Origin of the sequence: Intrasporangium chromatireducens Q5-1, from assembly GCF_000576575.1 — a bacterium.
In the GTDB taxonomy this organism is placed as follows: Bacteria; Actinomycetota; Actinomycetes; order Actinomycetales; family Dermatophilaceae; genus Intrasporangium_A; species Intrasporangium_A chromatireducens.
In genome coordinates this window covers 1-24,455 of the sequence record NZ_AWQS01000026.1, presented here as the reverse complement: position 1 = coordinate 24,455, position 24,455 = coordinate 1, and the positions used below count along the sequence as shown (strand labels likewise).

At 66.2% G+C, this 24,455-nt stretch carries 19 protein-coding genes and 1 pseudogene; 6 read left to right on the top strand and 14 right to left on the bottom strand.

Annotated elements, in window-relative coordinates; translation table 11 throughout:
* Positions 1-32: 32 nt before the first annotated feature.
* Complete coding sequence (gene rfbB / locus N864_RS05365) at positions 33-1,040, top strand: dTDP-glucose 4,6-dehydratase (protein ID WP_034714316.1); 1,008 nt, start codon at positions 33-35, stop codon at positions 1,038-1,040.
* Positions 1,041-1,331: 291 nt separating this feature from the next.
* Here rfbB and N864_RS24000 read toward each other — a convergent pair whose 3' ends face one another.
* The 9 genes and pseudogenes from N864_RS24000 to N864_RS05350 all read right to left on the bottom strand — a co-directional run bounded on the left by N864_RS24000 (position 1,332) and on the right by N864_RS05350 (position 10,976).
* Positions 1,332-2,624, bottom strand: coding sequence for a glycosyltransferase family 4 protein (locus tag N864_RS24000; protein ID WP_155892822.1), 1,293 nt, complete (start codon positions 2,622-2,624; stop codon positions 1,332-1,334).
* Positions 2,621-3,655 carry a glycosyltransferase gene (locus N864_RS26380; RefSeq protein WP_155892821.1) on the bottom strand — a complete coding sequence of 345 codons (1,035 nt, stop codon included), beginning with the start codon at positions 3,653-3,655 and terminating at the stop codon, positions 2,621-2,623. The genes N864_RS24000 and N864_RS26380 overlap by 4 nt, the downstream gene beginning before the upstream one ends.
* A 51-nt stretch (positions 3,656-3,706) precedes the next feature.
* Positions 3,707-4,264, bottom strand: a complete 558-nt coding sequence (locus N864_RS25935) for a glycosyltransferase family 4 protein (RefSeq protein ID WP_240474220.1) — start codon at positions 4,262-4,264, stop codon at positions 3,707-3,709.
* 117 nt (positions 4,265-4,381) lie between these two features.
* Positions 4,382-4,858 (bottom strand): annotated as a pseudogene (locus N864_RS26375) (glycosyltransferase); the annotation flags it as partial.
* A gap of 3 nt (positions 4,859-4,861) precedes the next feature.
* The gene (locus N864_RS23990) at positions 4,862-6,142 is read right to left on the bottom strand and encodes an O-antigen ligase family protein (protein ID WP_155892820.1); all 1,281 of its coding nucleotides are present in this window, start codon (positions 6,140-6,142) and stop codon (positions 4,862-4,864) included.
* A complete protein-coding gene (locus N864_RS23985; RefSeq protein ID WP_162164501.1) occupies positions 6,139-7,344 on the bottom strand; it encodes a lipopolysaccharide biosynthesis protein in 1,206 nt (401 codons plus the stop codon). The genes N864_RS23990 and N864_RS23985 overlap by 4 nt, the downstream gene beginning before the upstream one ends.
* 58 nt (positions 7,345-7,402) lie before the next feature.
* Positions 7,403-8,053, bottom strand: coding sequence for a sugar transferase (locus N864_RS23500; RefSeq protein ID WP_081793394.1), 651 nt, complete (start codon positions 8,051-8,053; stop codon positions 7,403-7,405).
* Positions 8,050-9,168 (bottom strand): DegT/DnrJ/EryC1/StrS family aminotransferase, encoded by a 1,119-nt coding sequence (locus tag N864_RS05355; RefSeq protein ID WP_338033623.1) that lies wholly within the window; start codon positions 9,166-9,168, stop codon positions 8,050-8,052. Before N864_RS05355 ends, N864_RS23500 begins: the two co-directional genes overlap by 4 nt.
* A 35-nt stretch (positions 9,169-9,203) precedes the next feature.
* On the bottom strand, positions 9,204-10,976 hold the full coding sequence (locus N864_RS05350) for a nucleoside-diphosphate sugar epimerase/dehydratase (RefSeq protein ID WP_240474218.1): 1,773 nt from the start codon (positions 10,974-10,976) through the stop codon (positions 9,204-9,206).
* Positions 10,977-11,479: 503 nt separating this feature from the next.
* Here N864_RS05350 and N864_RS05345 point away from each other — a divergent pair.
* From N864_RS05345 to N864_RS05330, 4 genes are all read left to right on the top strand, one after another.
* A complete protein-coding gene (locus N864_RS05345; RefSeq protein ID WP_034714311.1) occupies positions 11,480-12,469 on the top strand; it encodes a malate dehydrogenase in 990 nt (329 codons plus the stop codon).
* Between the two features lie 218 nt (positions 12,470-12,687).
* Positions 12,688-14,550 (top strand): hypothetical protein, encoded by a 1,863-nt coding sequence (locus tag N864_RS05340; RefSeq protein ID WP_155892819.1) that lies wholly within the window; start codon positions 12,688-12,690, stop codon positions 14,548-14,550.
* Positions 14,551-14,674: 124 nt separating this feature from the next.
* Positions 14,675-15,532 carry a bifunctional methylenetetrahydrofolate dehydrogenase/methenyltetrahydrofolate cyclohydrolase gene (locus tag N864_RS05335; protein ID WP_034714307.1) on the top strand — a complete coding sequence of 286 codons (858 nt, stop codon included), beginning with the start codon at positions 14,675-14,677 and terminating at the stop codon, positions 15,530-15,532.
* A complete protein-coding gene (locus tag N864_RS05330) occupies positions 15,529-15,807 on the top strand; it encodes a DUF3017 domain-containing protein (protein ID WP_034714305.1) in 279 nt (92 codons plus the stop codon). The genes N864_RS05335 and N864_RS05330 overlap by 4 nt, the downstream gene beginning before the upstream one ends.
* Positions 15,808-16,039: 232 nt before the next feature.
* Here the strand turns inward: N864_RS05330 and N864_RS05325 are convergent, their stop codons facing one another.
* Positions 16,040-17,296 carry an NAD(P)/FAD-dependent oxidoreductase gene (locus tag N864_RS05325; protein WP_051518225.1) on the bottom strand — a complete coding sequence of 419 codons (1,257 nt, stop codon included), beginning with the start codon at positions 17,294-17,296 and terminating at the stop codon, positions 16,040-16,042.
* Positions 17,297-17,484: 188 nt separating this feature from the next.
* Here N864_RS05325 and N864_RS05320 point away from each other — a divergent pair, with 188 nt between their 5' ends.
* On the top strand, positions 17,485-17,931 hold the full coding sequence (locus N864_RS05320; RefSeq protein ID WP_162164500.1) for a hypothetical protein: 447 nt from the start codon (positions 17,485-17,487) through the stop codon (positions 17,929-17,931).
* A gap of 60 nt (positions 17,932-17,991) precedes the next feature.
* On the opposite strand, the gene N864_RS24535 is transcribed toward N864_RS05320, so the two are convergent.
* The 4 genes from N864_RS24535 to N864_RS23490 form a co-directional block, all read right to left on the bottom strand.
* The gene (locus N864_RS24535) at positions 17,992-18,816 is read right to left on the bottom strand and encodes a helix-turn-helix transcriptional regulator (RefSeq protein ID WP_205620865.1); all 825 of its coding nucleotides are present in this window, start codon (positions 18,814-18,816) and stop codon (positions 17,992-17,994) included.
* 151 nt (positions 18,817-18,967) lie between these two features.
* Complete coding sequence (locus tag N864_RS05310; RefSeq protein WP_034714302.1) at positions 18,968-20,941, bottom strand: ABC transporter ATP-binding protein; 1,974 nt, start codon at positions 20,939-20,941, stop codon at positions 18,968-18,970.
* Positions 20,938-22,932, bottom strand: a complete 1,995-nt coding sequence (locus N864_RS05305) for an ABC transporter transmembrane domain-containing protein (protein ID WP_081793393.1) — start codon at positions 22,930-22,932, stop codon at positions 20,938-20,940. Before N864_RS05305 ends, N864_RS05310 begins: the two co-directional genes overlap by 4 nt.
* A gap of 466 nt (positions 22,933-23,398) precedes the next feature.
* The gene (locus N864_RS23490; protein ID WP_051518223.1) at positions 23,399-24,325 is read right to left on the bottom strand and encodes a PDDEXK family nuclease; all 927 of its coding nucleotides are present in this window, start codon (positions 24,323-24,325) and stop codon (positions 23,399-23,401) included.
* Positions 24,326-24,455: the final 130 nt, after the last annotated feature.

The window sequence follows — 24,455 nt, the reverse complement described above, 5'->3', positions numbered from 1 at the left end:
TGGGATCCGCCTCTCGTCACTAGGCTGGCGACATGCGCGTGCTCGTAACCGGCGGAGCCGGGTTCATCGGGTCCAACTTCGTGCTGCGCACCCGAGATACCCGTTCCGACTGGTCTATGACCGTCCTCGACAAGATGACGTATGCCGCTCATCCCGAGACGCTCGCGCAGGTCCTTCACGATGGGTCGGGCATGGTGACCCTCGTCAAGGGCGACGTCGCTGACCAGGCGCTCGTGGACGATCTGGTCGCCGACCACGACCTCGTCGTCCACTTCGCCGCCGAGTCGCACAACGACAACGGGCTCGACGAGCCCACACCCTTCATCGAGTCGAACATCGTCGGGACCTTCCGGCTGCTGGAGGCCGTGCGCAGGCACGACAAGCGCATCCACCACATCTCGACGGACGAGGTCTACGGCGACCTGGAGCTCGACGACCCATATAGGTTCACAGAGTCGACCCCGGTGAACCCATCGAGTCCCTATTCAGCCTCCAAGGCGAGCGCCGACCTGCTGGTGCGTGCTTGGATCCGGTCGTTCGGGATCCGGGCAACGCTCTCGAACTGCTCGAACAATTATGGGCCGCGCCAGCACGTGGAGAAGTTCATCCCGCGTCAGATCACCAACATCCTCGAGGGAATGAAACCGAAACTGTACGGATCGGGCAGGAACGTGCGCGACTGGATCCATGTCGACGACCACAACGACGCAGTGGTCGCCATCATTGAGCAAGGCCGGCTCGGCGAGACCTACCTCATCGGCGCCGACGGCGAGAGGAACAACCTCCAGATCGTGCAGGTGCTCCTCGAGCTCATGCAACAGCCGGCCGACTGGTATGACCTCGTCAACGACCGGCCGGGACACGACCTCCGATATGCCATCGACTCCAGCAAGCTGCAGCGTGAGACGGACTGGCGTCCACGGTACGCCGACCTACGCGCCGGCCTCGAGCAGACGATTGAGTGGTATCGGCAGAATGCCGACTGGTGGAGGACCGCCAAGTCCGCCACTGAGCGCACCTACGCGAGACTCGGACGCTGATGCAGGGCAGGTGGCCGTGCAGCGCACGTTCGCATGTTCTGGTGAATCGTCCTGAGTTTCCCAGAGGTCTCATCTAGCAAGGGAGACTTGTTGTCGTGCCGACACCGAAGAAATTCGACGAGGCGACCCGTGAGCGGGCGTCCCGGATGTACCTGCACCGCCTCGAGCAGCGCGGGGAGGCGAAGGTCGAGGCACGTTGCCGGGTCAGCGAGCTGCCCGACGCCAACAGGCCACGATCCGCAACTGGGCGTCGAGGCCAAGGAAGAGGATCTTTACAATGGCTGTTCCTCCTTAATCGAAGTCGATCGAATTGGTTGCCGTGCCAGAGGGTACTGGTTCGGAGCACCGGTGTGCCTCCGCTATGACCTCTTCGAGGAACCGGGCGTACTTCTGAGCGACTGCTTCGGTGCTGTAGTTCTCAGCCGCATGTCTGTGTGCTCGTTTGGCCATATCCCTCAATTGCTCGTCCGTCATCTCGATAAACCTCTGCACCGCATCGGCGATCGACTCTGGGATGCCGGGCGAAGCATCAAGACTGGCTCCGGATCCGGTCGTGGGGTTTGGCACGCTGGGACCCGCGTAGAGAATCGGCTTCCCGATAGCCAGATAGTCCACAATCTTGTTCGGGCTCAATCCATACCGAAAGACGGGTGCATCCAGGAGGTGAAACAAGGCCACATCAGCACGGTGAATGATACGGAACGCGTCTACCTTAGGCACGTGCCCGACGAAGATGACGTTGCCGTCATGAGGAACCCGCGCCTCCAATCCTGAGCGCTCGGGCCCGTCACCACATATCACCAGAACCGCTTGTCCACGGACCTTAGGGTCGAGAAAGGCCTCGACCACAGGGCCGAGCCCATTTGCTCGACCGATCGTGCCTGCATAGCAGAAGACCCGGTAGCCGTTCTTCTGCAGTTCTTGCACTCGTGCCAGCACTTCGCCCAACCGTGAGGCCGGCGCACCGCTGGGGCCATCGAACCTCGGTGCGGAGTTTGGGGCATGGAGGGCGGCAGGCGTCAACAGACCCTTCTCCTCCAGATAGCGATCGGCCCTCGGCGGCACGTAGACGACACCCCTAGCGGATCCAACGGTCCAACGTTCCACCCGATAGAGGAGCCGCGTGCCGATGGAACGTGCACGCATCGCGCCCATGTCGATCAATGTCTGCGGCCACAGGTCACGGATCTCGTAGACAAAAGGAACCCCACGCAGACGCGCCACCAGCGCTGCTGCCACGGCGGCGAACGGGTGTGGCGACGAACCGATGATCACGTCCACGCCAGCGAGCAACCGGCGTGAGCGCACCACGCGCCACGCGAACCCGAACATGCCGATGGCCCGAGCGATCCCGTTTCCCTCATAAGATCGGCTGTTGAGCGTCAATAGACTAGATCGTCGTCCGATAGGCGTTCGGACAGCCAGGCGCGCCTCCGTGGTCTGTGCAAAATGGTTGAACGAGCTCGCGAGGATCACGACATGGTGTCCAGCTTCGTCCCATGCTTTTGCAAGGTCCCAATGACGCGTTCCACCAGCAGTTGTCGGTGGCACAGCATAATGATTTATCAACCCGATCCGCATCATGACCTCGTGATACACATGTGGACCACCCGTTCCATCTGGCGTTGTTGGTTTTCGTGCTGCCTTATCACGGCACGATTGTGTCCCACAGACTCGTCGGCGAGAGGAACCGCTTCTACGAGGGCCGTAGTCAGCGCTGGAACGATCGGATCAGCCAGTAGGGTCGCTTCAATGCCGAGAGCGACGATCTCCCGGTATGCCCCGATGTCGCTCAGCAGTAGCCGTGTACCTGAGGCTGCAGCCTGCAGCACAGTCGTCGACCTCTGGTCCCACCTCGGAATCGACACGACAACATCTGCATCCGCAAATAGTTGTGCCAACTCACGTTTCGGAAGGTATGGCAGGAGCACTTCTCCCTCAGAAGCTTTCATGACGGCCGTATCCGCACCCAACACTACGAGTCGGAGGTTCGCGCGACGAGCCCGCGCAACCATGAAGGCCTTCCGCACTTCATCTGAGCGATAAGTGGCCCCGGTTCCTCGCGGGGCTACCACGAGTAGCTCCCCATCGCCCACCCCGAGCCGCCTCCGCAGGGACCCGGTTGACGAAGCACTCGACGAACCGGGCTCATCCAGAAATAGATCATCTACTCCCCAAGAGATGACACGCGTAACATCCCGAGTCACCGGCCAACTCTCGGCAAGCATGTCCGCCATTGACTGAGAGGTAACGAGAACCAGATCAGCTCGCATGAGGGCCCGCCGCGCTACCCACGCCCGAAGCCCACCACTTTGCGCGGCGACAACTTCGCTTCCCCAGGGCACCACAACGTGTCTCCGACCCCTCGGTAGCACTAAGCTCGCAAGCGCATGCTTCCCCAACGAGTGCACCACCGTAACGGCGGGGCCACGATGAAATAGCGAAGCAACGACCCCCGTGAACAACTTGCCCAGGAAGCCAAGCGCTTGACCCCTGCTCAGAGACACTACCTCCGGCCTGTGCCCTTGGAGCAAGAATGCTTCGGCCCATAGACGCGTATGGGCCGAGTTTGAGGGCGCGACCAATCTAACGAGGAACTGTCTTTCTGGACTCATTCACAACTCCCATCATGGTCCTACCCTGCAAACAACGCAACTGAACGATCTTCACGACCGGAGCCTTTGAGCTTCCGCGTAAACTCGTTCAAGGTCAGAGGTGGTGGTGGCAATATCAAAACGACTGATAACGTGCCGACGTCCCGCCTGCCCTAGACGTTCCCTTAGGCCGGCGTCGTCCGCGAGTTGCAGGAAGGCATCCGCCAGTGACTGAGCATCCTTTGCCGGAACCAGAATTCCGGTCTCCCCATGGATAACCGAGTCAGTTAGACCTCCGACATCTGTCGCAGCAACGGGCCGGCGCGCTAGGGCAGCTTCGATAACGGTATAAGATGCAGACTCGCTGACCGAAGGGTTGCTAAGGATGTCCATAGCCGGCAGGAAGTCACTCATAGAATCCAAATGACCCAGGAACTCAATGCTCACACCTCTATTCTCAGCGCGTCGTTGCAGAGCGCGTCGATAAGAACCATCTCCGACAAACTCGTCACCGACGATGAAAAATCTGAGATGCTCATTCTTCGTCCGCGCTAATGCAGCGGCATCAATGAAGGTTTCGTGACCCTTAACACCCACTTCCTGAAAAGACTTGGCGCGTGTGGGGTACATGTGCGCAACCATTCCAATAGCCACGTTCCTTGGCGTCAGTTTGAGCGCTGTACGACCTGCCTGCACATCGGCACTGAACTGGACGGCGGACGTCTCCAACCCATATCGCACAACCGACGTACGTCGAGCTCCCAGGGCGCGGAATTCGCTCTCAAATGCGCTGCATGAGAGAACCGTGATCCCATCCAGAGGCAGCGTGAGCCGTTCAGCCAATCGGAGCAATGGAATGCTCAGATGGGCATCTCCGGGAATTTGCGAGATAAGACATGGCCTCGAAAGTCTCCCCCGCGTCAACAATCGAGCCAAGAAGTAGGACTTCAACAAGTGCGCATGTACAATGTCAAATCTCCCACACAGAATTAGCGATCGCAACTCGCGCAATGAACTTACGTGTCGTGCAAAGTCCCGCAAGCGGTAACCTCGGAAGGGTATAACATGTACCGGCACGCCCAATTTGCGCATCGCTTCAGCCACTGATCCTTCAGCAGGAACGACCGCTTCGATAGTGTGACCCCGCTTTGACAATTCCTTGATTTGGGCGATAAACCACGTGCCACCTTCGGGCGTACCACAAATCTGTAACACTCTAACCATAATTCACACAACCTGATTCTGGGTAGGGGCACATATCACGAGCGTTAGAACGAGAACTGGCGCGGCAAGGAGGGGTTCACCAAACCAGGACGCAACGGCACATGCCATCAGCAGGCTCAATGTTCGAGGCGATATACTTGCGCGTCGCCTCCATAGTGACACACATGCGAAGACCAGAAATGTCACCGGAAGGACCACCCCTAGCGATGCCGCCAAAGTAAGATAAGAGTTGTGGGCATAGAGAAAATCTCCCAACACCCCATAATCTTGGAAGGTCCTGGACAGCGAATGGATACCAACTCCGAGCACGGGGTGATCCAAGGCGATAGACCACGCCGCGCGCCAGAGGTCTACGCGGGCGGCAGACGACGGGTCCAGCGCCCCAGAGGAGCTGGTGTACTCGATCCGCTGTATGACGGATTCGGGCCAAGGCACTGCAACGGCAAGTACGGGCAATGTCATGAAGATAAACCGACGTCGGTGACGGTAGAGCAGAACAAGTACGGCAAGCGCCAAGGCAAGATAGCCACTGCGACTGAACGTGGCAAGAGCCGCACATGTAAAGGCAGCACACATCGCGAAATTCAACAACGTTTGCTGCCTCGAAAGAAGGCGATCCAGTCGATCAATCAGCCCAAGAATGAACAAAACCACCAACGAATTACGACTCAGCCATTCGTCTAACGGGGCGGCCGCAGCCCAGGAGTTGCTGCCACTCGCCACCAAGACCGCCCCCCGTTGTGCCAGATACACAAGAGCCACGCCCAATGCAGCGAAAACTGCACTCGTCGCCAAATGATCAGCCGAGGCTGAATGCAGTCTGAAGAAGAGGACCGCAGCGAGCAGAGCGAGAGTGCAGATTCGCAGCAGTACGCCGACATCTGCCTCATAGGAAGTGATAGCGGTTAACAAGGTGGAAATGACGGCCATGAGCCCCAGGATGAACAAGAAGGGCTGCCGTTTCATCACGGCAACAGAATGCTCGCGTCCCCGAACCCAGTAGAGCAAAGACGGAACCCCAAAGAGGTACGTGGCAAGTCCAAATACGGCTTCAGGAAACACCACCTGAACCACGACAGCGACGATCAAGCCCTTCTCGAGCGATCGCGTAATTGCAAGCGCCACAAGGACGGCCAAAACGGCTACAAGGCTTGCCACAGGCGGTTCTGGCCGGTTCTGAATGACGACCAGTGTCGTCACAACTATCAGCAGGATGGCAAGCGGATGTCCTGAGTCAGCATCTCCAGGAGTGGAGCGTACGTGCGACAAGGCAGCGGTCTTCACGCTGTGACCCGCGGACGATTATAGTGATAAGTAAGTCCGATCACGGCAGTGGCCACGCAGTACCCAAGAGTTATTCCCAGAGCCCCTCCAACGGCTCCGAGCCTTGGCACAGTAGAGACCTGGATCAGAACGCTAATTCCGAGCCCTGCCACGGATGCCGCCGTCACGGCCACATACCTGCCTGTTGCATAAAGGTGGGACTGCACAATGCGGGTGTAGCTGAACACCGCGATCCCCGGCAAAAGGATGACAACCAGCTTTACCGCACCCTCGTAGTTATCTCCATATATCCGCGGTAATAGCAAAGGCGCAAGGAACGCGACCATGCTGCCAAAGACAACAGTGGCCGCGAACACGATTGAGGCATGTCGATGCACCATCGAGCCTTTAGGAGTTTCGGCGTGGTAGCGCGGTAACAGATAGGACGCAACCATCACGGGGACGATAAGCAATGACTCGGCAAAGGGAAGAGCAATAGCCAAGATGCCCACTTGGTCGGTTCCGGCCAGCGCCGCCATCAACGGAATAGGAATGCGCATAATTGCGAGTTGGGCGATTGTTGGCGCGGCTGTACCGAGAGCGGTCTTCCTCAACATCCGAAGAGACTTCTTCGACGCAAGCCTCTCCCTCGGACGAGCCTTCAATAGCCAACGGAGAAGAATACCCAGACACACGGCGTTCGCCATGAGAAAGCAAGCCAGAAATGCCTCGAGAGAAGGAACCTGGGCTGCGAGTACTCCTGCCGCCAGAAGCAGATAGGTTACCGCATTCGCGACGGTTGCCCGAGCCCAGACGCGTGCATCATTAGCGCCGATCGCACAATTTCCGAGCAGTTGATTAGAGACCAACAGGGGGACAGCGCACATGCCCATCGCCCAGGCAAGGGCAGAGTGCTCGAAGTATTCGCCCGGACCAAAAGCCAAGAACAGTACGCCGAGAGCAGGAACCGCAATGGATTGCATTCCTCTTCGCAATGCCGCCTGCACCGCGGTCGAACGATCCTCGTCTCTCCCCGAGAGGCGCAGGGTCGCAGAGTCAAGCCCCGCGGTTAGGAGCATTGCGATCAATCCGGGAACTGTGATGAGGGTTGCGAAAACGCCCCGAGTATCGACTGGCATCGCGCGGGCAAGAACCACACCCGTGAGGAGATTCGAGCCAATGACGCCAAACCGACTGCCTATCATCACCGCCGGCGTTTTCATGCCGACCCCACCACGCAGTCTGATTAACTGGAGGGGCGAACTTCTCGACGATCCTTGCCTAATCTTTCGAGCAAGTCTCATCTTCAACGTCCTCGCGAAGAGCGGTGGCGTAGCCGGGCTTAAGTGGAGGATAGGTTGTTGAGTAGCTATAGTCGATTCCTGAACGGGCAGCGACGGTGCGTATCGTCCGCCACAGGATCGCCAAGTCTAAGCGGAATGACCATGATTCAACGTACGCAATATCGAGTTCCAACTTCTCGGCCCACCCGATCGAGTTACGCCCCGACACTTGAGCTAGGCCGGTGATCCCAGGGCAGACTTCGTGTCTTCGGATATGGCGCGGCAGGTAGACGGCCAGATACTCGGGCAACAGAGGTCGTGGCCCTACCAAGGACATGTCGCCACGCACAACATTCCACAAAGTGGGCAGTTCATCGAGACTCGAGGCACGAAGTATGCGTCCGAAATCGGTGATCCGGTTCCGATCCTCGACGAGCCCCAACTCGGAATTGACATCCAGCATTGTACGAAACTTGACGATCGTGAATGGTCGCCCGTCGCGACCCGCGCGTTCCTGTCGGAAAAGGACAGGTGACCCGAGACGCCGACGTACCAAGGTGGCGATGACCGCCTGTACGGGTAGAGAAGCGACGAGGAGCGGTACTGCGACGAGCAGGTCGAAGGTGCGCTTGAGGAGCCGACCCCTCACCGGACGCCCTCCAGGTGGGCAGTCACCGCGTCGATCACCCTCAGCACGTCGGCATCCGTGAGCCCGACCCCTGACGGCAGAGTAACGCCGCGCTCAAAGAGCCTCTCGGATGCGCCGGTGAGGAACGCTCGGTGGTGGCGATGAACTGGCTGCAGGTGCATCGGCTTCCAGACATGCCGGGCCTCGATCTCGGCGGTGTTGAGAGCGCCAACAATGCTGTCAGCGACCGTCTGATGCTCCGTCGGGTCCCGGTCAGGGCCCTCCACGACGATCGTTGTGAGCCAGCAGTTGTCATCCTCGTCCCGGTCAGTCCCGCCGCGGCCAAGGACGCGGATCCCAGACACTCCGGTCAGGTGCTTGTCGTAAAGGTCGCGGATCTCACGGCGTCGGGCGATCATGTCGTCGAGCCGTTCGAGCTGTCCCCGCCCGAGAGCCGCGAGGATGTTCGACATCCGGTAGTTGAAACCCACCTCCGTGTGCTCATACCACGGCACCGGTTGACGAGCCTGCGTTGCCAGGTACCTCCCGCGGGCGAGGAGCGCCTCGTCGTTGCTGAGCAGCATGCCGCCGCCAGAAGTCGTCAAGATCTTGTTGCCGTTGAAGGACAGCGCCGCGCTCCGCCCGAACCCGCCAGCGGGGCGGCCACCGTGAGAGGCGCCCAACGCCTCGGCCGCATCCTCCACCAGCTTCACACCCCGCTCGGCGAGCCCCGGCTCGAGTCGGCTGTAGTCGGCGCATCGTCCGAAGAGGTCGACGGCGACGACGACCGGAACCACGGCGCCCTCCCCCCGAAGAGTGTCCACCGCCTCCAAAACGAGATCGACGTCGAGATTGCCGTCGGACTCCTGCGCGTCGATGAGCACCGGTTGCGCACCCGTGTAGGCCACCGCGTTGACGGAGGCAGCGAAGGTGAGCGTCGACACCGGTACGACCGTGCCGGGGCCCGCTCCGGCATCAAGGAGCGCCAAGTGCAGTGCAGCCGTGCCAGAGGACAGTGCCAGGGCCCCAGCGACGCCGCAGCGCCCGGCGATTTCCGCCTCGAAAGCGTCAACGTGCGGGCCAAGTGGAGCGATCCAACCGGAGCGCAGGGCGTCGAGCACATAGCGCTCCTCCACCTCCCCGATCTCGGCCCTCGACAGATGGATCCGCCTCACGGCCTGTTCACTCCAGCCTCCATCTCGATGACGAGCGCCTCGCGCCGCATCCACTCACGGCCCTCCTCGACGTCGACGAAGCCCGCTTCCCGAACCTCCGGCACACCGATCGGCGGGACGTCCACACTGCTGACGAGCGGGTGGCCCGTGGCACGCCGGTGCTCTGCCGGCGAGAACAGCTCCTCGCCAAGCTTTTCCCCCGGACGCAGCCCAGTGAACACAACCTCAAGGTCACGGCGTCCGCTCATTCTGATGAGCGTCTCTGCCACCTCGAGGATCCTCACCTGCTCGCCCATCTCGAGCACCATCACCTCACCGTCCGTCCCTATGGAGGCCGCCTCGAGGACGAGCTGACATGCTTCCGGTATCAGCATGAAGTAGCGACGCACGTCCGGATGGGTGACGGTGATGGGTCCGCCTCTCTCGATTTGTGCGGTGAACGCATGCACGACGGAGCCACGAGAGCCCAGCACGTTGCCGAACCGCACCGAGACATATCGGCCGCTCGCACGGCGGGCGAAGTCGGCTGTGAGCCGTTCCGCGAGGCGCTTGCTGTAGCCGAGCACACAGGTCGGGTTGGCGGCTTTGTCGGTCGAGATGTTGACGAACGTGGAGACGCCCGCGCACTCCGCCGCTGCGAGAACGTTCAGCGTGCCGACGACGTTGCTCTTCCAAGCCTCGAGCGGATGGGCCTCGAGGAGCGGCAGGTGCTTGAGGGCGGCCGCATGAAAGACCACTTCGGGACGGGCCGCCTCGAAAGCCCTGGCCAGGGCTGCGGGGTCGCGGATATCGGCGAGGATGAGGTCGTCGGAGTCAAGCAGGCCATGCCCGGCGAGGGTCATCTGGGTGGCCTGCAGACCCGACTCGTCGCGGTCGAGCATGCAGAGCCGCGCCGGCCCGAACCGAGCGATCTGCCGGCAGAGCTCGGAGCCGATCGACCCACCTGCACCGGTGACGAGGATGCGCCGGCCGGAGACCTGCTCAGCGATGGCGATCGGGTCAAGCTCGACGGGTCGTCGACCCAAGAGGTCGGCGACATCCAGATCGCGCAAGTCATTGGTGGTCGGGCTCCGGCCGATGATGGCCTGCAGTGGGGGGAGGCTGAGCACGTCCACTCCGGCCGCGGCCGCGCGAGCCGCAAGGTCCCGAAGGAGTGCCGCATCTGCGTTGGGAAGCGCGAGCACCAAGGTGTCGGCGCCGGACTTCTCCACCACCGTGGCGAGGTCCTCGCGGGTCCCACGGACTCGGACGCCCTCGATACGCAACCGAGACTTGGATCTGTCGTCGTCGAGCAGGGCCACCGGAACGAGATCCGAATGCTCGTCATAGAGCATGCTGCGCAGGAGTCGACGGCCAGCGCTGCCCGCTCCGAAGACCACGACGCGACGCTCGGCGTTTCGTTCGCGAGCGGTGTGTGCTCTAAGGGTCCTCACCACGAACCGCACGGCAAACATCAGAAGCAGCGCGATAGCGGCTGCACTCAACGGAACGCCACGTGGGACGATGACCGGCTCACTCATGAGGGACCATACGAAGAGGCCTATGGCGACGAGTCCGACCGTCAAGCCCAGGTCGACGATCTCTTCGAAGGAACCCCGGACATGACCTACCGCATAGGGTCCGACGAGATAGCCCACGGCAAGGTGCGCCACGACCGCACCCAGCGCGACGAGGGCGGTGCCTCGCGCGAACTGAGGCTGGAGGGTGAAGTCAAGCCGAACCCAGATTGCCAGATAGATGGAGAAGGCCCAGATCACGCCGTCGATCAAGGACCAGATCGAGCGTATGAGGCGGGCCCGTCGTTGCCTGGGTGTTCTCACACGTCCTCCCGTACGCCCCTCGCTCGATGTCATCTGCGCCGGGCCGACTATACCGGGTCGCGGAGCCCCCGGTTTGCCCTCGTCCAGGCCTGATTGCCGCGACGCGGCTGCATGAGTGCGTTCTAGGCGGGCCATGTCCGTGTCGACGAGGGCGCCACCATCGGGATGAACGCGACGGTGATCGAAGGGCTTCGGGTGGGCTGGCACAGTCGTTGGCGCGGGCCCAGCGTTCGTGAAGAATGTCGGTGCCGGTGAGGTCGCCGTGGGCGTGCCGGCTCGGGGCGCGACGATGAGGTTTGGGACGCCCGACGTGACGGTCTGCTCTCCGCGGGAGCCCAACGGCATACGTGCCGATGACGGGCGTGACCCAACCCTCAAAGGCAGCGGGCGAGGGCAACTGCACCGACTGGTAGTTTCGGGAGGTCCAGACCGCACCTCGTGAAGGGCCCACCGTGAGCACAACCCCAGTCAAGGTCGCCGTCACCGGCGCCGCCGGCCAGATCGGCTACAGCCTCCTGTTCCGCATCGCGAGCGGCGCGATCTTCGGCCCCGACACCCCGGTCGAGCTGCGCCTCCTCGAGATCACGCCGGCGCTCAAGGCGCTCGAGGGCGTCGTCATGGAGCTCGACGACTGCGCCTTCCCGACGCTCGCGGGCGTCCAGATCGGCGACGACGCGACGAAGATGTTCGACGGCGTCAACTTCGCCCTCCTCGTCGGCGCCCGCCCCCGCGGCCCGGGCATGGAGCGCGGCGACCTGCTCGAGGCCAACGGCGGCATCTTCGCCCCGCAGGGCAAGGCGCTCAACGAGGTCGCGGCCGACGACATCCGCGTCGTCGTCACCGGCAACCCGGCCAACACGAACGCCCTCATCGCGATGAGCAACGCCCCCGACATCCCCAACGAGCGCTTCTCGGCGCTGACGCGACTCGACCACAACCGGGCGATCAGCCAGCTCGCCGCCAAGCTCGGCGTCCCGGTGACCGAGGTCAAGAAGATGACGATCTGGGGCAACCACTCGGCGACCCAGTACCCCGACATCTTCCACGCCGAGGTGGGTGGCAAGAACGCCGCCGAGGCGGTGGGCGACCAGGACTGGATCGAGAACACCTTCATCCCGACCGTCGCCAAGCGTGGCGCCGCCATCATCGAGGCGCGCGGTGCGTCCTCGGCCGCGTCGGCCGCGTCCGCGACGATCGACCACGCCCGGACCTGGGCCTCCGGCACCGCCGAGGGCGACTGGGTCTCGATGTCGGTCTGCTCGGACGGCTCCTACGGCGTGCAGGAGGGGCTCGTCTCCTCCTTCCCCGTGACGGTCAAGGACGGCCAGTGGTCGATCGTGCAGGGCCTCGAGATCAACGACTTCTCGCGCGGCAAGATCGACGCGTCCGTTGCCGAGCTCGCCGACGAGCGCGACGCCGTCAGGCAGCTCGGCCTCATCTGAGCCCATTCCAGTATGGCGTGAGGCGCCGGTCACCAACCTGGTGACCGGCGCCTGCGTGTACCAGGTCCTTGACCGTGCAGCGGCCGGGGCGACTGCGCTACCCTGCCATCGCGCGAACCACAAAGGCGTTTCGATTTCGACCAGGGGTACAAAGCCTTCATGCAGCAAGCGGCGGGTTATCCCGGATCATTGCTGGGACCTCTCCTGAACGGGCCTGCATGAGCGATGAGGCCAACGACCGCCGACCGCCGGGCGGTGAGCAACGTGTCCCGGTGCAACGTGAGGGCTGGCACGGACTTGCCATTGCTCTCTCCGGGTGGGCCCTCGCAAACGTGGCGGGTGCAATGTGGCAGGGCACAAGAGGACTGGATCTGACCGACGAGGGCTTCTACCTCAACTCGATCAGCAGACCTTGGGATGACCATTCGTCCATTCTCCTCTTTGGCTATGCATATCACCCCCTCTACCTGCTTTTCGGGGGAGATATCGTCATGCTGCGGTGGGCAGGGTTACTCATCACCACCCTCGCAGTAACGCTCCTCGCCTGGGTGGCACTCGGCACACCGGCCCTCGTGGGGGGCAGGCCAGTGCCACGCAAGCTCCGGGCGGTCGCCAGCGTCGGACTCGGCGCGTTGAGTCCGCTCTCCCTCGTGCAGTTTCCGCTCACGCCGAGCTACAACTCGCTGACTGAGCAGGCTCTGGCCCTGGCCGCCACCGGACTCATCGTGGGACTCTCCCGGAAGGGGAGGCGGGCTACGGCGGGCTGGGTCCTGCTCGGCGTCGCTGCATGGCTGACCTTCCTCGGCAAGCCCACAAGTGCAGCCGCATTTGCCGCCCTCGTGCTCCCCGCGGTGGCTCTGCTCCTGCGCCGATCTCCCCTCCGGATCATGCGCGGGCTGGCAACCGCTCTGGCCGGGTGCCTCGCTGCTGTCGCCGCGACCCTGATCCTGTCTCGCCTGCCACCGGCCGCCTTCCTGGAGGTCCTTGCCAACGGCCTCCAGACGTCCGCGGCGCTCGAAGGGCATAGCGATCTTGTTCGCTGGGACGAAATACCACTGAGCAAGGCTTTCTATCTGGCACTGCTGGCTGTCGTCGGCCTTGCAGTCCTGGGAAGCGCCGCGTACGGACGTGTCCGCCTGCGCGAGAGGTGGTTCAGGCAGGCAGTCGTGGCCAGCATGTTGCTTCTCGGGAGTGCGGTTCTCATCCTCGAGATCCTCGCTCTCTGGCGTGCCCACGGCCTCCTTCCGATGGCCTATCTCTATGGTCCCGCCACCGCACTTGGAGGAGCCCTTCTTGCACTTCTCTGCGTGCTGTGTTCGACAGCTTGGCAGCATGTCCGACGACGCCCTGCGCGTGCCGCCCCCAGTGGGCGCGATGCGGTGTTGACACGTATGGTCCTGCTTCTCGTCCTCACGCTGCTGCCCGCCGTCTACGCATTCGGCACGAACAACAACCTCTGGTCGAGCCAAGGGCGCGCAGCCGCCTTCCCTGCCATCGCCGTTGCGGCCCTGATGGCCGGCCGACCCACCGCTCTCCTCGCCATCCCCCTCAGCGGACTTCTGTTCCTGACACCGCTCCAGACGGCATCGGTCCTCAGCCCCTATCGCTACCCGTCCCTGCTGTCGGCCACTGCAGTGACGCAGCTCGGCTCCGATGGAACCGTCGGTCTGACCCCCGTGGACAGTGCCCGCTTGGCTCGAGTGCGGGCAATCCCCCGGCGCGTCGGCCTGCAGCCCGGGACCCCCATCGTGGATCTCACTGGTGATTCTCCCGGCTACATCCACCTTCTCGGCGGCAGAGCCGTCGGACAAGCCTGGATCATTGGCGGATATCCGGGGTCAAATGCAGCAGCGTCCCTCGCCCTCGCGCACGACCGGTGCGAGTTGGACGGGGCGTGGGTGTTGGCCGGGGTGGGCCAGCCCCGCGGCATAGAGGAGAGCGTGCTTCACGAGTTCGGTCTCGATCTCCATCGTGACTTCCGGCCGGTCGCGAACTTCGAGCGGCTCGCCTCTGGGGGCTCCCGGCCTCCAACAGAGATCTATGCACCCACTCGTGCGATCGCCCAGCCCGGCTGTAGTTGAGGACCGACGCACAGGCAAACCCTCCCCCATCGCCGCATGAGACCTGTCGTCGCCTCAACCGCTTGCGACGAGGGGAAGTGCCCTGTCGATCTGAGGGCCGCGGACCCGTGGGAGGATAGGCGCCGTGACGGCACAGATCCTCGACGGCAGGGCCACACTCAAGACGATCAAGGCAGAGCTGAAGGAACGTGTGGCCGGGCTCGCCGAGCGCGGCATCGTCCCCGGTCTCGGGACCGTCCTCGTCGGCGACAACCCGGCGAGCCAGTGGTACGTCGGCGCCAAGCACAAGGACTGCGCTGAGCTGGGGATCACGAGCTTCCGCCGCGACCTGCCGGCGACCGCCAGCCAGGCCGAGGTCGAGGCGGTCATCGACGAGCTCAACGCCGACCCCGGATGCACGGGCTTCCTCGTGCAGCAGCCGACCGGCCTCGACGAGATGGCGCTGCTCTCGCGCGTCGACCCGAGCAAGGACGTCGACGGCCTGCACCCGATGAACCTCGGCTGGCTCGTCCTCGGCAAGCCCGCTCCCCTGCCCTGCACCCCGATGGGCATCGTCGAGCTGCTGCGCCGGTTCCAGGTGCCGATCGCGGGGGCCAAGGTCTGCGTCGTCGGCCGTGGCCTCACCGTCGGCCGGCCGCTCGGGCTGATCCTGACCCGCAAGTCCGAGAATGCCACCGTCACGCTGTGCCACACCGGCACGAAGGACCTCGCCGCCGAGGTGCGTCAGGCCGACATCGTCGTCGCAGCAGCCGGGGTACCGAACATCATCACCGCCGAGATGGTCCAGCCCGGCGCGGCCGTCCTCGACGTGGGCGTGAGCCGGGTCGACGGCAAGATCGCCGGCGACGTGGCGGCCGACGTGGCCGAGGTTGCGGGCTGGGTCGCGCCGAACCCGGGCGGGGTCGGACCGATGACACGCGCCATGCTCCTGACCAACATCGTGGTCGCTGCCGAGCGGGCCGCGGCCGCACCTGCCGAATGATCCTGCGCGGGAGTGGCTTCCGCCGCCTCGGCCCCTGGTGGCTGGTCGGCGCCACGGTCGTTGTCGGCCTCGTCCTCTTCGGACTCAAGGAAGTGCGGTTGGGCGGTGAGGTGATCGCGGGGGCCTTCGGCGCGGCAGCCCTGATCCGCGCGGTCACGAGCCGGCATGGAGCCGGCGGTCTCGCGGTGCGGAACAAGCCGCTGGACGTCATCATGCTGCTCGCGCTCGGGCTCGGCGTGCTCATCGCCTCGGCGACGGTGAAGCTCTCGGTCTGAGTGTGATGACGCGCTCGCTCAAGTGACGAGAGGGCGGCCGGTGCGAAGCAGGGCGCCCGCGGTAGCGGAGGTGGGCGCCCGGCAGCCAGGGGCCGACCCACGGTCCGGACAGCACGTGGCCTCGGGACCGCGGTGAGCGGCATACCAACTGGTCTGCGCCCCCCGGCGCCCAACCTCCACTTTCGACGATACGGGCGGATTGACCGTATCGGGGCGGAAATGCCGAAGTACGTCAGGACCGCACGTCGGAGAGCGGCACGTCGGGGTCGGCGAGCTTGGTCCGGTCGACGGGGGTCTTGTCGCGGACGAGCTGCTCGATCGCCGGCACGGTGTCCCAGACGTTGACGTGCATGCCGGCGAGCACCCGGTCGCCGTCGAGCCAGAACGCCATGAACTCGTTCGACTTCGGGTCACCGCGCAGGACGACCTCGGCCTTCAGGCCGCGCGGCACGTATCCGGAGTACTCGAGGCCGGCGTCGTACTGGTCGCTGAAGAAGAACGGGATCGGGTCGTAGGTGACGTCCTGGCCGGCCATCGACTTGCCGGCCGCCGTGCCGCCGTCGTTGGCGTTGGCCCAGTGCTCGACGCGCAGGTTGGTGCCGAGGGTCTCGCTGCGCCAGTTCGCGACGTCCCCGGCGGCATAGATGTCGGGGACCGACGTCCGCAGCGCGGCGTCGGTGACGACCCCGTTGTCGACGGTGAGGCCGGCCGCCTCGGCCAGCTCCGTGGTGGGGCGGATGCCGACGCCGACGACGACCGTGTCGGCCCGGATCGTGTCGCCCGCCGAGGTGACGACACCGTCGACCTTGTGGTCCGCGTTGCCCGTGAAGCGCTCGACCCCCTCGCCGAAGCGGAACTCGACGCCATGCGACCGGTGCAGGTCGGCGAACCAGCCGCCCACCTCCGGCCCGACGACGCCCTGGAGCGGGGCGTCCTGCGGCTCGACGACCGTGACCTCGCAGCCGTGCTCCCGCGCGGCCGCGGCGACCTCGAGGCCGATCCAGCCGGCGCCGACGATGACGACGTCGCTGCCCGCGACGAGGCGTGCCTTGAGCGCCTCGCAGTCGTCGAGGGTGCGCAGGTAGAAGATGTCCTGCAGGTCGGCGCCGTCGACCTCGAGCGTGCGGACGCTCGAACCGGTGGCGAGCAGCAGCCTGCTCCACGGGAGGCTCTCGCCGTCGCTCAGGGTGACGGTGTGGGCCGCGGTGTCGATGGCGGTCGCCGTCGTCCCGAGCCGCAGGTCGACGTGCTGCTCGTCGTACCAGGCGCGGTCGTGCGGGAAGACGACGTCCTCCTCGTCCTTGCCGAGCATGACGCCCTTGGAGAGCGGCGGCCGCTCATATGGCAGGTGCTGCTCGGCCGCGATGACGGTGATGCGGCCGTCGGCGTCGCTCTCGCGGATGCCCTCGACGGCCCGGGCAGCCGTGAGGCCGCCCCCGATGATGACGTAGCTCGTCTGTCCCTGGATGCTTGCGGCGTCGGTGCTCATGCCAACACTTTCCCCTGTCGGCGGCCGAAGTGCCAGCGTCGGCCGGTCCCCTGCCCGGAAACACTCCGGAAGCTGCTACGTAGGTCTGCGTATTTTTTCGACGGTCTCGCTCTCTCACACTGTGATTGATCCCGGCGCGATCCGCGCTGGCTCGGGGGGACCGCTTTCGCACAGAGAGAGAAGTGAGCATGGGAGCAATGCGCATTCTGCGCCGCACCGGCACGGTGGCCGCCGCAGCCGCCGCGATCGGCCTCGCGGGCTCGACGATGGCGTCGGCCCACCACTGCTACCGGGACTACTGGCAGCCGCAGGCCTACGAGCAGCACCTCAAGGGCAACACCCCGTGGATGCCGCTCAGCGACATGGGCACGATGTTCCTCATCGGCCCGGACTACGCCGCCCAGTGTGGCTACGTCGCCGACGACGCCGTGGCGGCCTTCATGGCCGAACGGGGTCTCACCCAGGAGCCGCTCATCCAGACCCGCGCGACCGTGGGCAGCGGCGCCGCCTACCAGGGCAAGGCACCCAAGCCCTTCAGCTACCTGACCGAAGAGGACTTCGGGGAGCTGACCATGTCGGTGGTGGCCGGCATGGCCACCTGCGCACCTGACTGGCAGCTGCCAGCCGAAGGCTGACCGGGGGGAACCGGCAGGAGGGCGCGCGGTAGGAGGGGACCGCGCGCCCACACCCCCCTCTTAGGTCGTATGCCGCTGAGCCGCGTTGGGCTGCGGCGCAACCGGCCGCTGCGGCTCGGTCGTCAGAGCGCCGCCGGGGGCGGGCAGCAGGCCCAGCTGCTGGGCCGAGAGCACGGCGGAGAGCCGGTCGCAGGCGCCGAGCTTGCGATAGAGGTTCTCCTGGTGCTTGTGCACCGTGCGGGGAGAGATGGCGAGGCGGGCCGCGATGCCCTCGGCCGTGGAGCCGGCGGCGAGCAGGTCCAGCACGAGCCGCTCCCGAGGAGTGAGGGCGGGGCCGTCTGCAGCGGCGGGGTCATGCGAGCCAGAGAGCCGCGCGAACATCTGCACGTGCCGGTCGAGCCCGACGAGCAGGCCCTGCAGCCCGGTCAGCTCGGCGAGGGCGTCGTCGCTGAAGCCGTCCTCGTTGATGGCCACCCATCCGTCGAACGAGCCGTCGTCCGCGCCGCACGGCAACGTCATCTGGTGCACCGTGATGCCGAGCGCCCCCATGGCGTCGCGCTGCTCGGGCAGGAGGCGCCAGCCCGCGGCGATGAGGTCGGTCAGGCGGACGGGAGAGCGGTCGGTCGTCGTCGAGTAGTAGCGGCTGAGGGGATGGGCCCGCGCCTGCGCCGCGACCGGCCAGTGCTCCCGCGGAGGCACGGTCTGACGGGCCTCGACGGTGATGGTGATGGCGTCCGGGTCCGGTCGGGGCAGCGCGATGCGCGCGACGAGCTCGGTCCGTGTCTGGCGCATGAGCTCGTCCGCGAACAGGTCGTGGGCCAGCCCGGGCGTCGGCGCGTTGAGGATGTCGGCGGCGACGGCCATCCAGCGGGTGTGCGGGTCCACGGCCACAGGTTAGGCAGGGATCGCGCTTCCTGTGCCGAAACAGCGCGTTTGTCCGCCTCGGGTGCACGAGCGGTGACGCGAGGGGTGGCCGGGACCGCGCTCAGCGGCATACGGGCCTGCGGTCTGTGGGGTGGGAGCCCGCAGGGTCAGGTCACGTCGTCCACGCCCGCCAGAGAGCGGCATACTCCCCCTCGCGGGCGACGAGCTCGTCGTGGCTGCCGAGCTCGACGATGCGGCCGTCGATGACGACGGCGATCCGGTCCGCGTCGTGGGCGGTGTGGAGGCGGTGCGCGATGGCGATGACGGTGCGGTCCGTGAGGAGCGCGTTCATCGAGCCCTCGAGGTGGCGCGCGGTGCGCGGGTCGATGAGCGAGGTGGCCTCGTCGAGGACGATCGTGTGCGGGTCGGCGAGGATGAGCCGTGCAAGGGCGACCTGCTGGGCGCGGCCCGGGGTGAGCGCGAGGTTGCCGGAGCCGAGCCTCGTGTCGAGGCCATCGGGCAGCCGCGAGACCCAGTCGGCCGCCTCGACGGCGCGCAGCGCGGCCCGGACCTCGTCGTCCGACGCGCCCTCGCGGGCGAGCACGACGTTGTCACGGAGCGTGCCGATGAAGACGTGGTGCTCCTGCGTCACGAGTGCGACCTCTGTGCGGAGCCGGTCGAGCGGCAGGCTCGTCAGCTCGACGCCACCGACGGTGACCGACCCGGTGCGCGGCCCGTGGATGCCCGACAGCAGGCGCCCGAGCGTCGACTTGCCGGAGCCGGACGGGCCGACGATGGCGAGCCGCTCGCCGGTGCGCAGGCCGAGGTCGATGCCGTGCAGCACGTCGTGGCCGGCCCGGTAGGCATAGCGCAGGTCCTCGCCGCGCAGGTCCGCGCTCGCCGGCTCGTCGGTGCCGGCCTCACGGTCGGGCGGGACGGTCGCGATGCCGAGCAGGCGGGTCGTCGACGCCATCCCGACCTGGACCCGGTCGATCGTCGAGACGAGCATGTCGAACGGCCCGAAGAGCGCCTCGGTGTAGAGGATCGCCGTCGTGATCTGGCCCAGCGTCGCCCAGCCCTGCACATAGCCGATCGCGCCGAGGAGCAGCACGAGGACGCGCGGCATGCTGAACGCGAAGTCCATGACGGCAAAGAGCAGGTTGCGCAGCGTCAGGGTGTAGCGCTCCGCCTGCGCCGACACCTCGATGTCGAGGTCGCCACGCGCACGGCGGCGACCGGCCAGGCGCAGCGCCTCGACGGTGCGGGCGCCCTCGACCGTCTCGGTGAGCGTCGTGTTGATCCGCGAGTACGTGCCGCCCTCGGTCAGGTAGCCCTTCGGCGCCCGCACGAGATAGCGGCGCACCTGGATGAGCGCGAGGCCGCCCAGGACGATCGAGGGCAGCGCGAGCACCCACGAGTTCGCGACCATCGCGACGATCGTCAGGCCCACGGTGATCGAGGCGATGATCGACTGCGGCAGCGCCCAGCGCACCGACTCGCTCATCGTGCCGACGTCGCGGGTGACACGGGTGACGAGGTCGCCGGAGCTCGCACTCTCGACCCGCGACAGGGGCAGGCGCAGGATCGCCCGGACGATGTACTCACGGGCGGCGGCGAGCACGCTCTGGCCGAGGACCGCCGACGACGCCTGGGCGCCGAACGTGAAGAGCGCCTGCACGACGACCAGCGCAGCGACGAGCAGCGCCATCTGGTTGGCGGACGCGAGGGCGGCGCTCGTCTGCCCGGCCTGCACGTGGGCGACCGTCTCGTCGACGAGCGAGCCGAGCAGCCGCGGCACGAGCAGACCCGCCGTGGCAGCGAGCGCGTTGGCGAGGACGACCACCACGACCCAGCCGCGATGCCTGCCGAGCAGGCGGCCCACGAAGCTGATGACCGCACGGTTCTCCGCGATCGGCAGCCCCTTGTCCGGCCGCATCGTCGCCGCGACGAACTCCCTGGCCCGGCGCTCGCGCAGCAGGTGCCGGTCGCGCAGGGCCCGCGCCCGCTGGCGCGGCGTCGCGTCACGGGGCGGACGCAGCTCGGCGGGGATCGTCTCCTGGCGGGTGCCTGCCTCCCACGTGTCCGCGGAGGCACGCGCGAGGCCCGGCGGCAGCGGGGACGCCTCGGTCGTCTCGAGCCGGCTCATCGCGCACCTCCTTCGGTCGTCGTGGGCGGCTCGTGCAGCTCGCCCGGCCCGTGGGCGTCGGGGTTGTCCTCGGGGTTGACGGTGGAACCGTGAGCGGGGCCGAGGGTGGCCGGCTCGAGCGCGCGCTCGTGCGTGTGCGCCTCGCCGCGCACGACGACGGAGCGGTATGCCGCCGAGCTCGCGAGCAGGTCGGCGTGCCGTCCGCGCACCGTGGCCTTGCCGCCCTCGAGCAGGATGACCTCGTCCGCGTGGTGCAGCAGCAGCGGGCTCGCCGTCATGACGACCGTGGTCCGGCCCTCGCGGTGCGCCCCGAGCCGCTCGGCGATGCGTGCCTCGGTGTGGGCGTCGACGGCGCTCGTCGGCTCGACGAGGACGAGGACCTCGGGGTCGGCCGCGAGCGCCCGCATGAGCACGAGCCGCTGCCGCTGTCCGCCGGACAGGCCGCGGCCCCGCTCGTCGAGGTGGCCCTGCCAGCCACCGGGCAGGGCGTCGAAGACGTCGTCGGCCGCTGCGGTGTAGAGGGCGCGCTCGGCCTCGGCCCTGGTGAGGGTGCCTGCGGGGTCGACGGCCTCGCGCAGGGTTCCGGCGAACACCTGCGGTGAGGTGTCGCTGACGAGGATGCGGTGACGCACCTCGTCGAGCTCGACCCGGGAGAGGTCGACGCCCCCCACGGTGACGCCCCACGGCCGGCGGGCGCGCTCCTCGTCGCGGCGGGCCTGCTCGGCCCGGGCCCGGGCCCGGGCACTGCGTTCCCGGCGCGCGGCGCGACCCTTGAGCTCCTCGGGGATCTCCCCGCTGACCTGGGCGTCCTCCTCGGAGGGCAGGTAGCGCCCGATCCGGTCGGCGAGCGCTGCGCAGTCGTCGGGCACCTGCGACACGACCATCGTCAGGCGCCCCGGCTCGATCGTCGCGCCGGAGACCTCGTCGTGGATCGGTGCATGCCGGGGCAGCTCGGCCGGGGCCTCCGGGTGGCGCCACGGCGGCTGCTGCTCGAGGACGGCGATCGCCTTGCGGGCCGAGACGACCGAGCGGGTCCACTTCTGGGCGAACTCGACGAAGGTCCGCATCGGCTGGATGAGGAACAACCCGTAGCCGAGGAAGCTGACGAACTGGCCCACCGTGAGGCGCGCCTCGGCGACCTCACGGGTGCCGAGCCAGAGAAGCGCGACGACGAACCCGCCCGAGAGCAGCACGCCGACGGACTCGACGGCCGCCTGCCACCGGCCGGCCGAGACGCCCGCCTCGCGCACCCGCTGCGACTGACCGGCGTAGTTGCCGCCGAAGGTGTCCTCTCCGCCGATGCCGCGCAGGATCCGCAGACCGCCGACGATGTCGGTCGCCATGGACGTCAGCTCGGAGTTGCGGGACCGCTCGACGCCCTGCCAGCGCTGCATCGGGCGCAGCAACGGCGCGCCGAGGACGACGAGGAGCGGCGCGGCGACGAGGACGAGCAGTCCCATCCGGGGGCTCGTGTTGAGGACGATGGCCGCGACGACGAGATAGGCCGCGAGCTGCGAGAAGGCCCGGGTCGTGATCTCCATGAGGGCACCGAACTGGTCGCCGTCGCTGCCGGAGACCGACAGGACCTCACCGGTCGGGGTTCGCCGGGTCAGCACGTGCCCGAGCTGGAGCGCCTTGCGGGTGACCAGCTTCGTCGTGCCGTAGAGGGCGATCAGCCACTCCTTGACGATGAAGGTGTGGAAGATGATCCCGCACGCGGCGCCGACGAGGGTGACGCCCGCGAGGACGAGGATCCAGCGCAGGGTCGCGGACGTGTCACCGGTGACGATGCCCGTGTCGATGGCCCGCCCCACGATCCACGGGCCGGCGGTCGGCGGCACCATCCACATGAGGGCTGCGAGCAGGCCCCACCAGAAGACGCTCCCCTGCTGACGGACGATCCACAGGAGGAAGGCGCGCGGGGAGCGGGTGTCGGGCTGTTCGGCGGTGCGCTCGACGTAGGCGTCGACGGGAGGCGGGAAATCTCGCATGGCCCACCAACCCTAGGTCGCGCAGGGCCACGTGTTCCATTTGTTATCCGCCCGCTCGCCACCCACCCCTCCCCTTCCTCCCGCGAACGGTCCCTTCGAGGGTGAACTGATTGGTATACCGACCCGCTCGCTCAAGAACAGCCCGTTCGGCGGACGCGAGTGGGTATGCCGCTCACTTGTCTCTCGCAGCATCCTTGGGTATGCCGTCTCGCGGGCTGCGATGGAACACCTGGTCGTCCAGACGAGTTGGCTCCCGCAGCAGCTTTGGCCGCGCTTGCGCGAGGGCAGCGTGAAGGACTCGATGAGCGGGAGCCGGCACAGCGTCATACAGGCTGGCGACGACCAGCGGGCGGACAGCCACCATCGAACTGGTCGGTCGTGAGCGAACTGGACGGTCTACCGACCCGCTCGACCTCCAACGGTCCGCTCGCGGGGAGGTGGTGGGGCTGGGACGGACGGCGCGGGGTCAGCTGGCGCGGGTCAGGGAACGAGCGATGGCGGCCTCGATCTTGCGCCGCACCAGAGCAGGGTCCTCCAGGTCGGCCCAGGTCAGCCGGACGACTTCGAAGCCAGCCTCGCGGAGGGCGTCCTCGCGGCGCTTCTCGGCAAAGAGGATCTCGCGAGACTCCGCCTCGCTGCGAGCCTCGTACTTGATCTTGCCGTCGAACTCCACGAGCACCTGCGTGCCCAGAATGCGGAAATCTGCGTGCAGCAGCCCACCGCGCGGCCCCGTCAGGCCGGGGGCGAACTGCGGATCGAGGTCATAGCCCAGCATCCGGAGGACCAGCGCGGTCACCGACTCTCCCGGAGTCTCGTGCCGGGCGTCGCACCACTCGATGACTGCCCGGGCGCGGGTCACGCCACGTTGACCGCGCAGAAGTCCGGCGGCCTCCTGCAGTTGTTCGGGCGTCACCATGTCGGCTCTCATCGCCGCGTCGGCCGCCACGATCAGAGCCCGAGCGTCGGCGAGCCCGACCTGGAGACACGCGACCGCGGGATGGACCGTCTCGAGTTGGAGCGGGAGCCGCTCTGACGCGACCGTCTCGTGGATCCGGACCCGGCTGAATGCCTCGAACCGGGTGCTCGGCCGTGACCACATGAGGTGTGCCGTGCCGAGGTCGATGCCCTCCGTCGGGAGTCCCAGCAGGGCTATGGCAGAGCCGTGACTCGCGACTGCGACGTCGCCATACTCGAAGAGCAACGCGATCGTGCGCAGTCGCAGGTGCTGGCGGGCGTTCTTCGGGCGGTAGGGCGTGTACCAGCCGCGGTGGAGCGGGTGGCACTCCCCCGCCTTGACAAGTTGGCGAAGCGTGGTGCCGTCGATGCCGGCCCGTGCCGCCCGGCTGGCCGAGAAGACCCCGCGGACGGCGATTGACTTCAGGTCGATGTCCATGGCGCGATGGTGGGCCGCTGACGGTCCACGCGGCAGGGCAGGCCCAGTGGCTGTGGACGACTCAACCTCAGCGGGAGGGCTGGGGACAACGACGGCGAGCTCGGCGGCATACCAAATGTCCGGCTGCCGG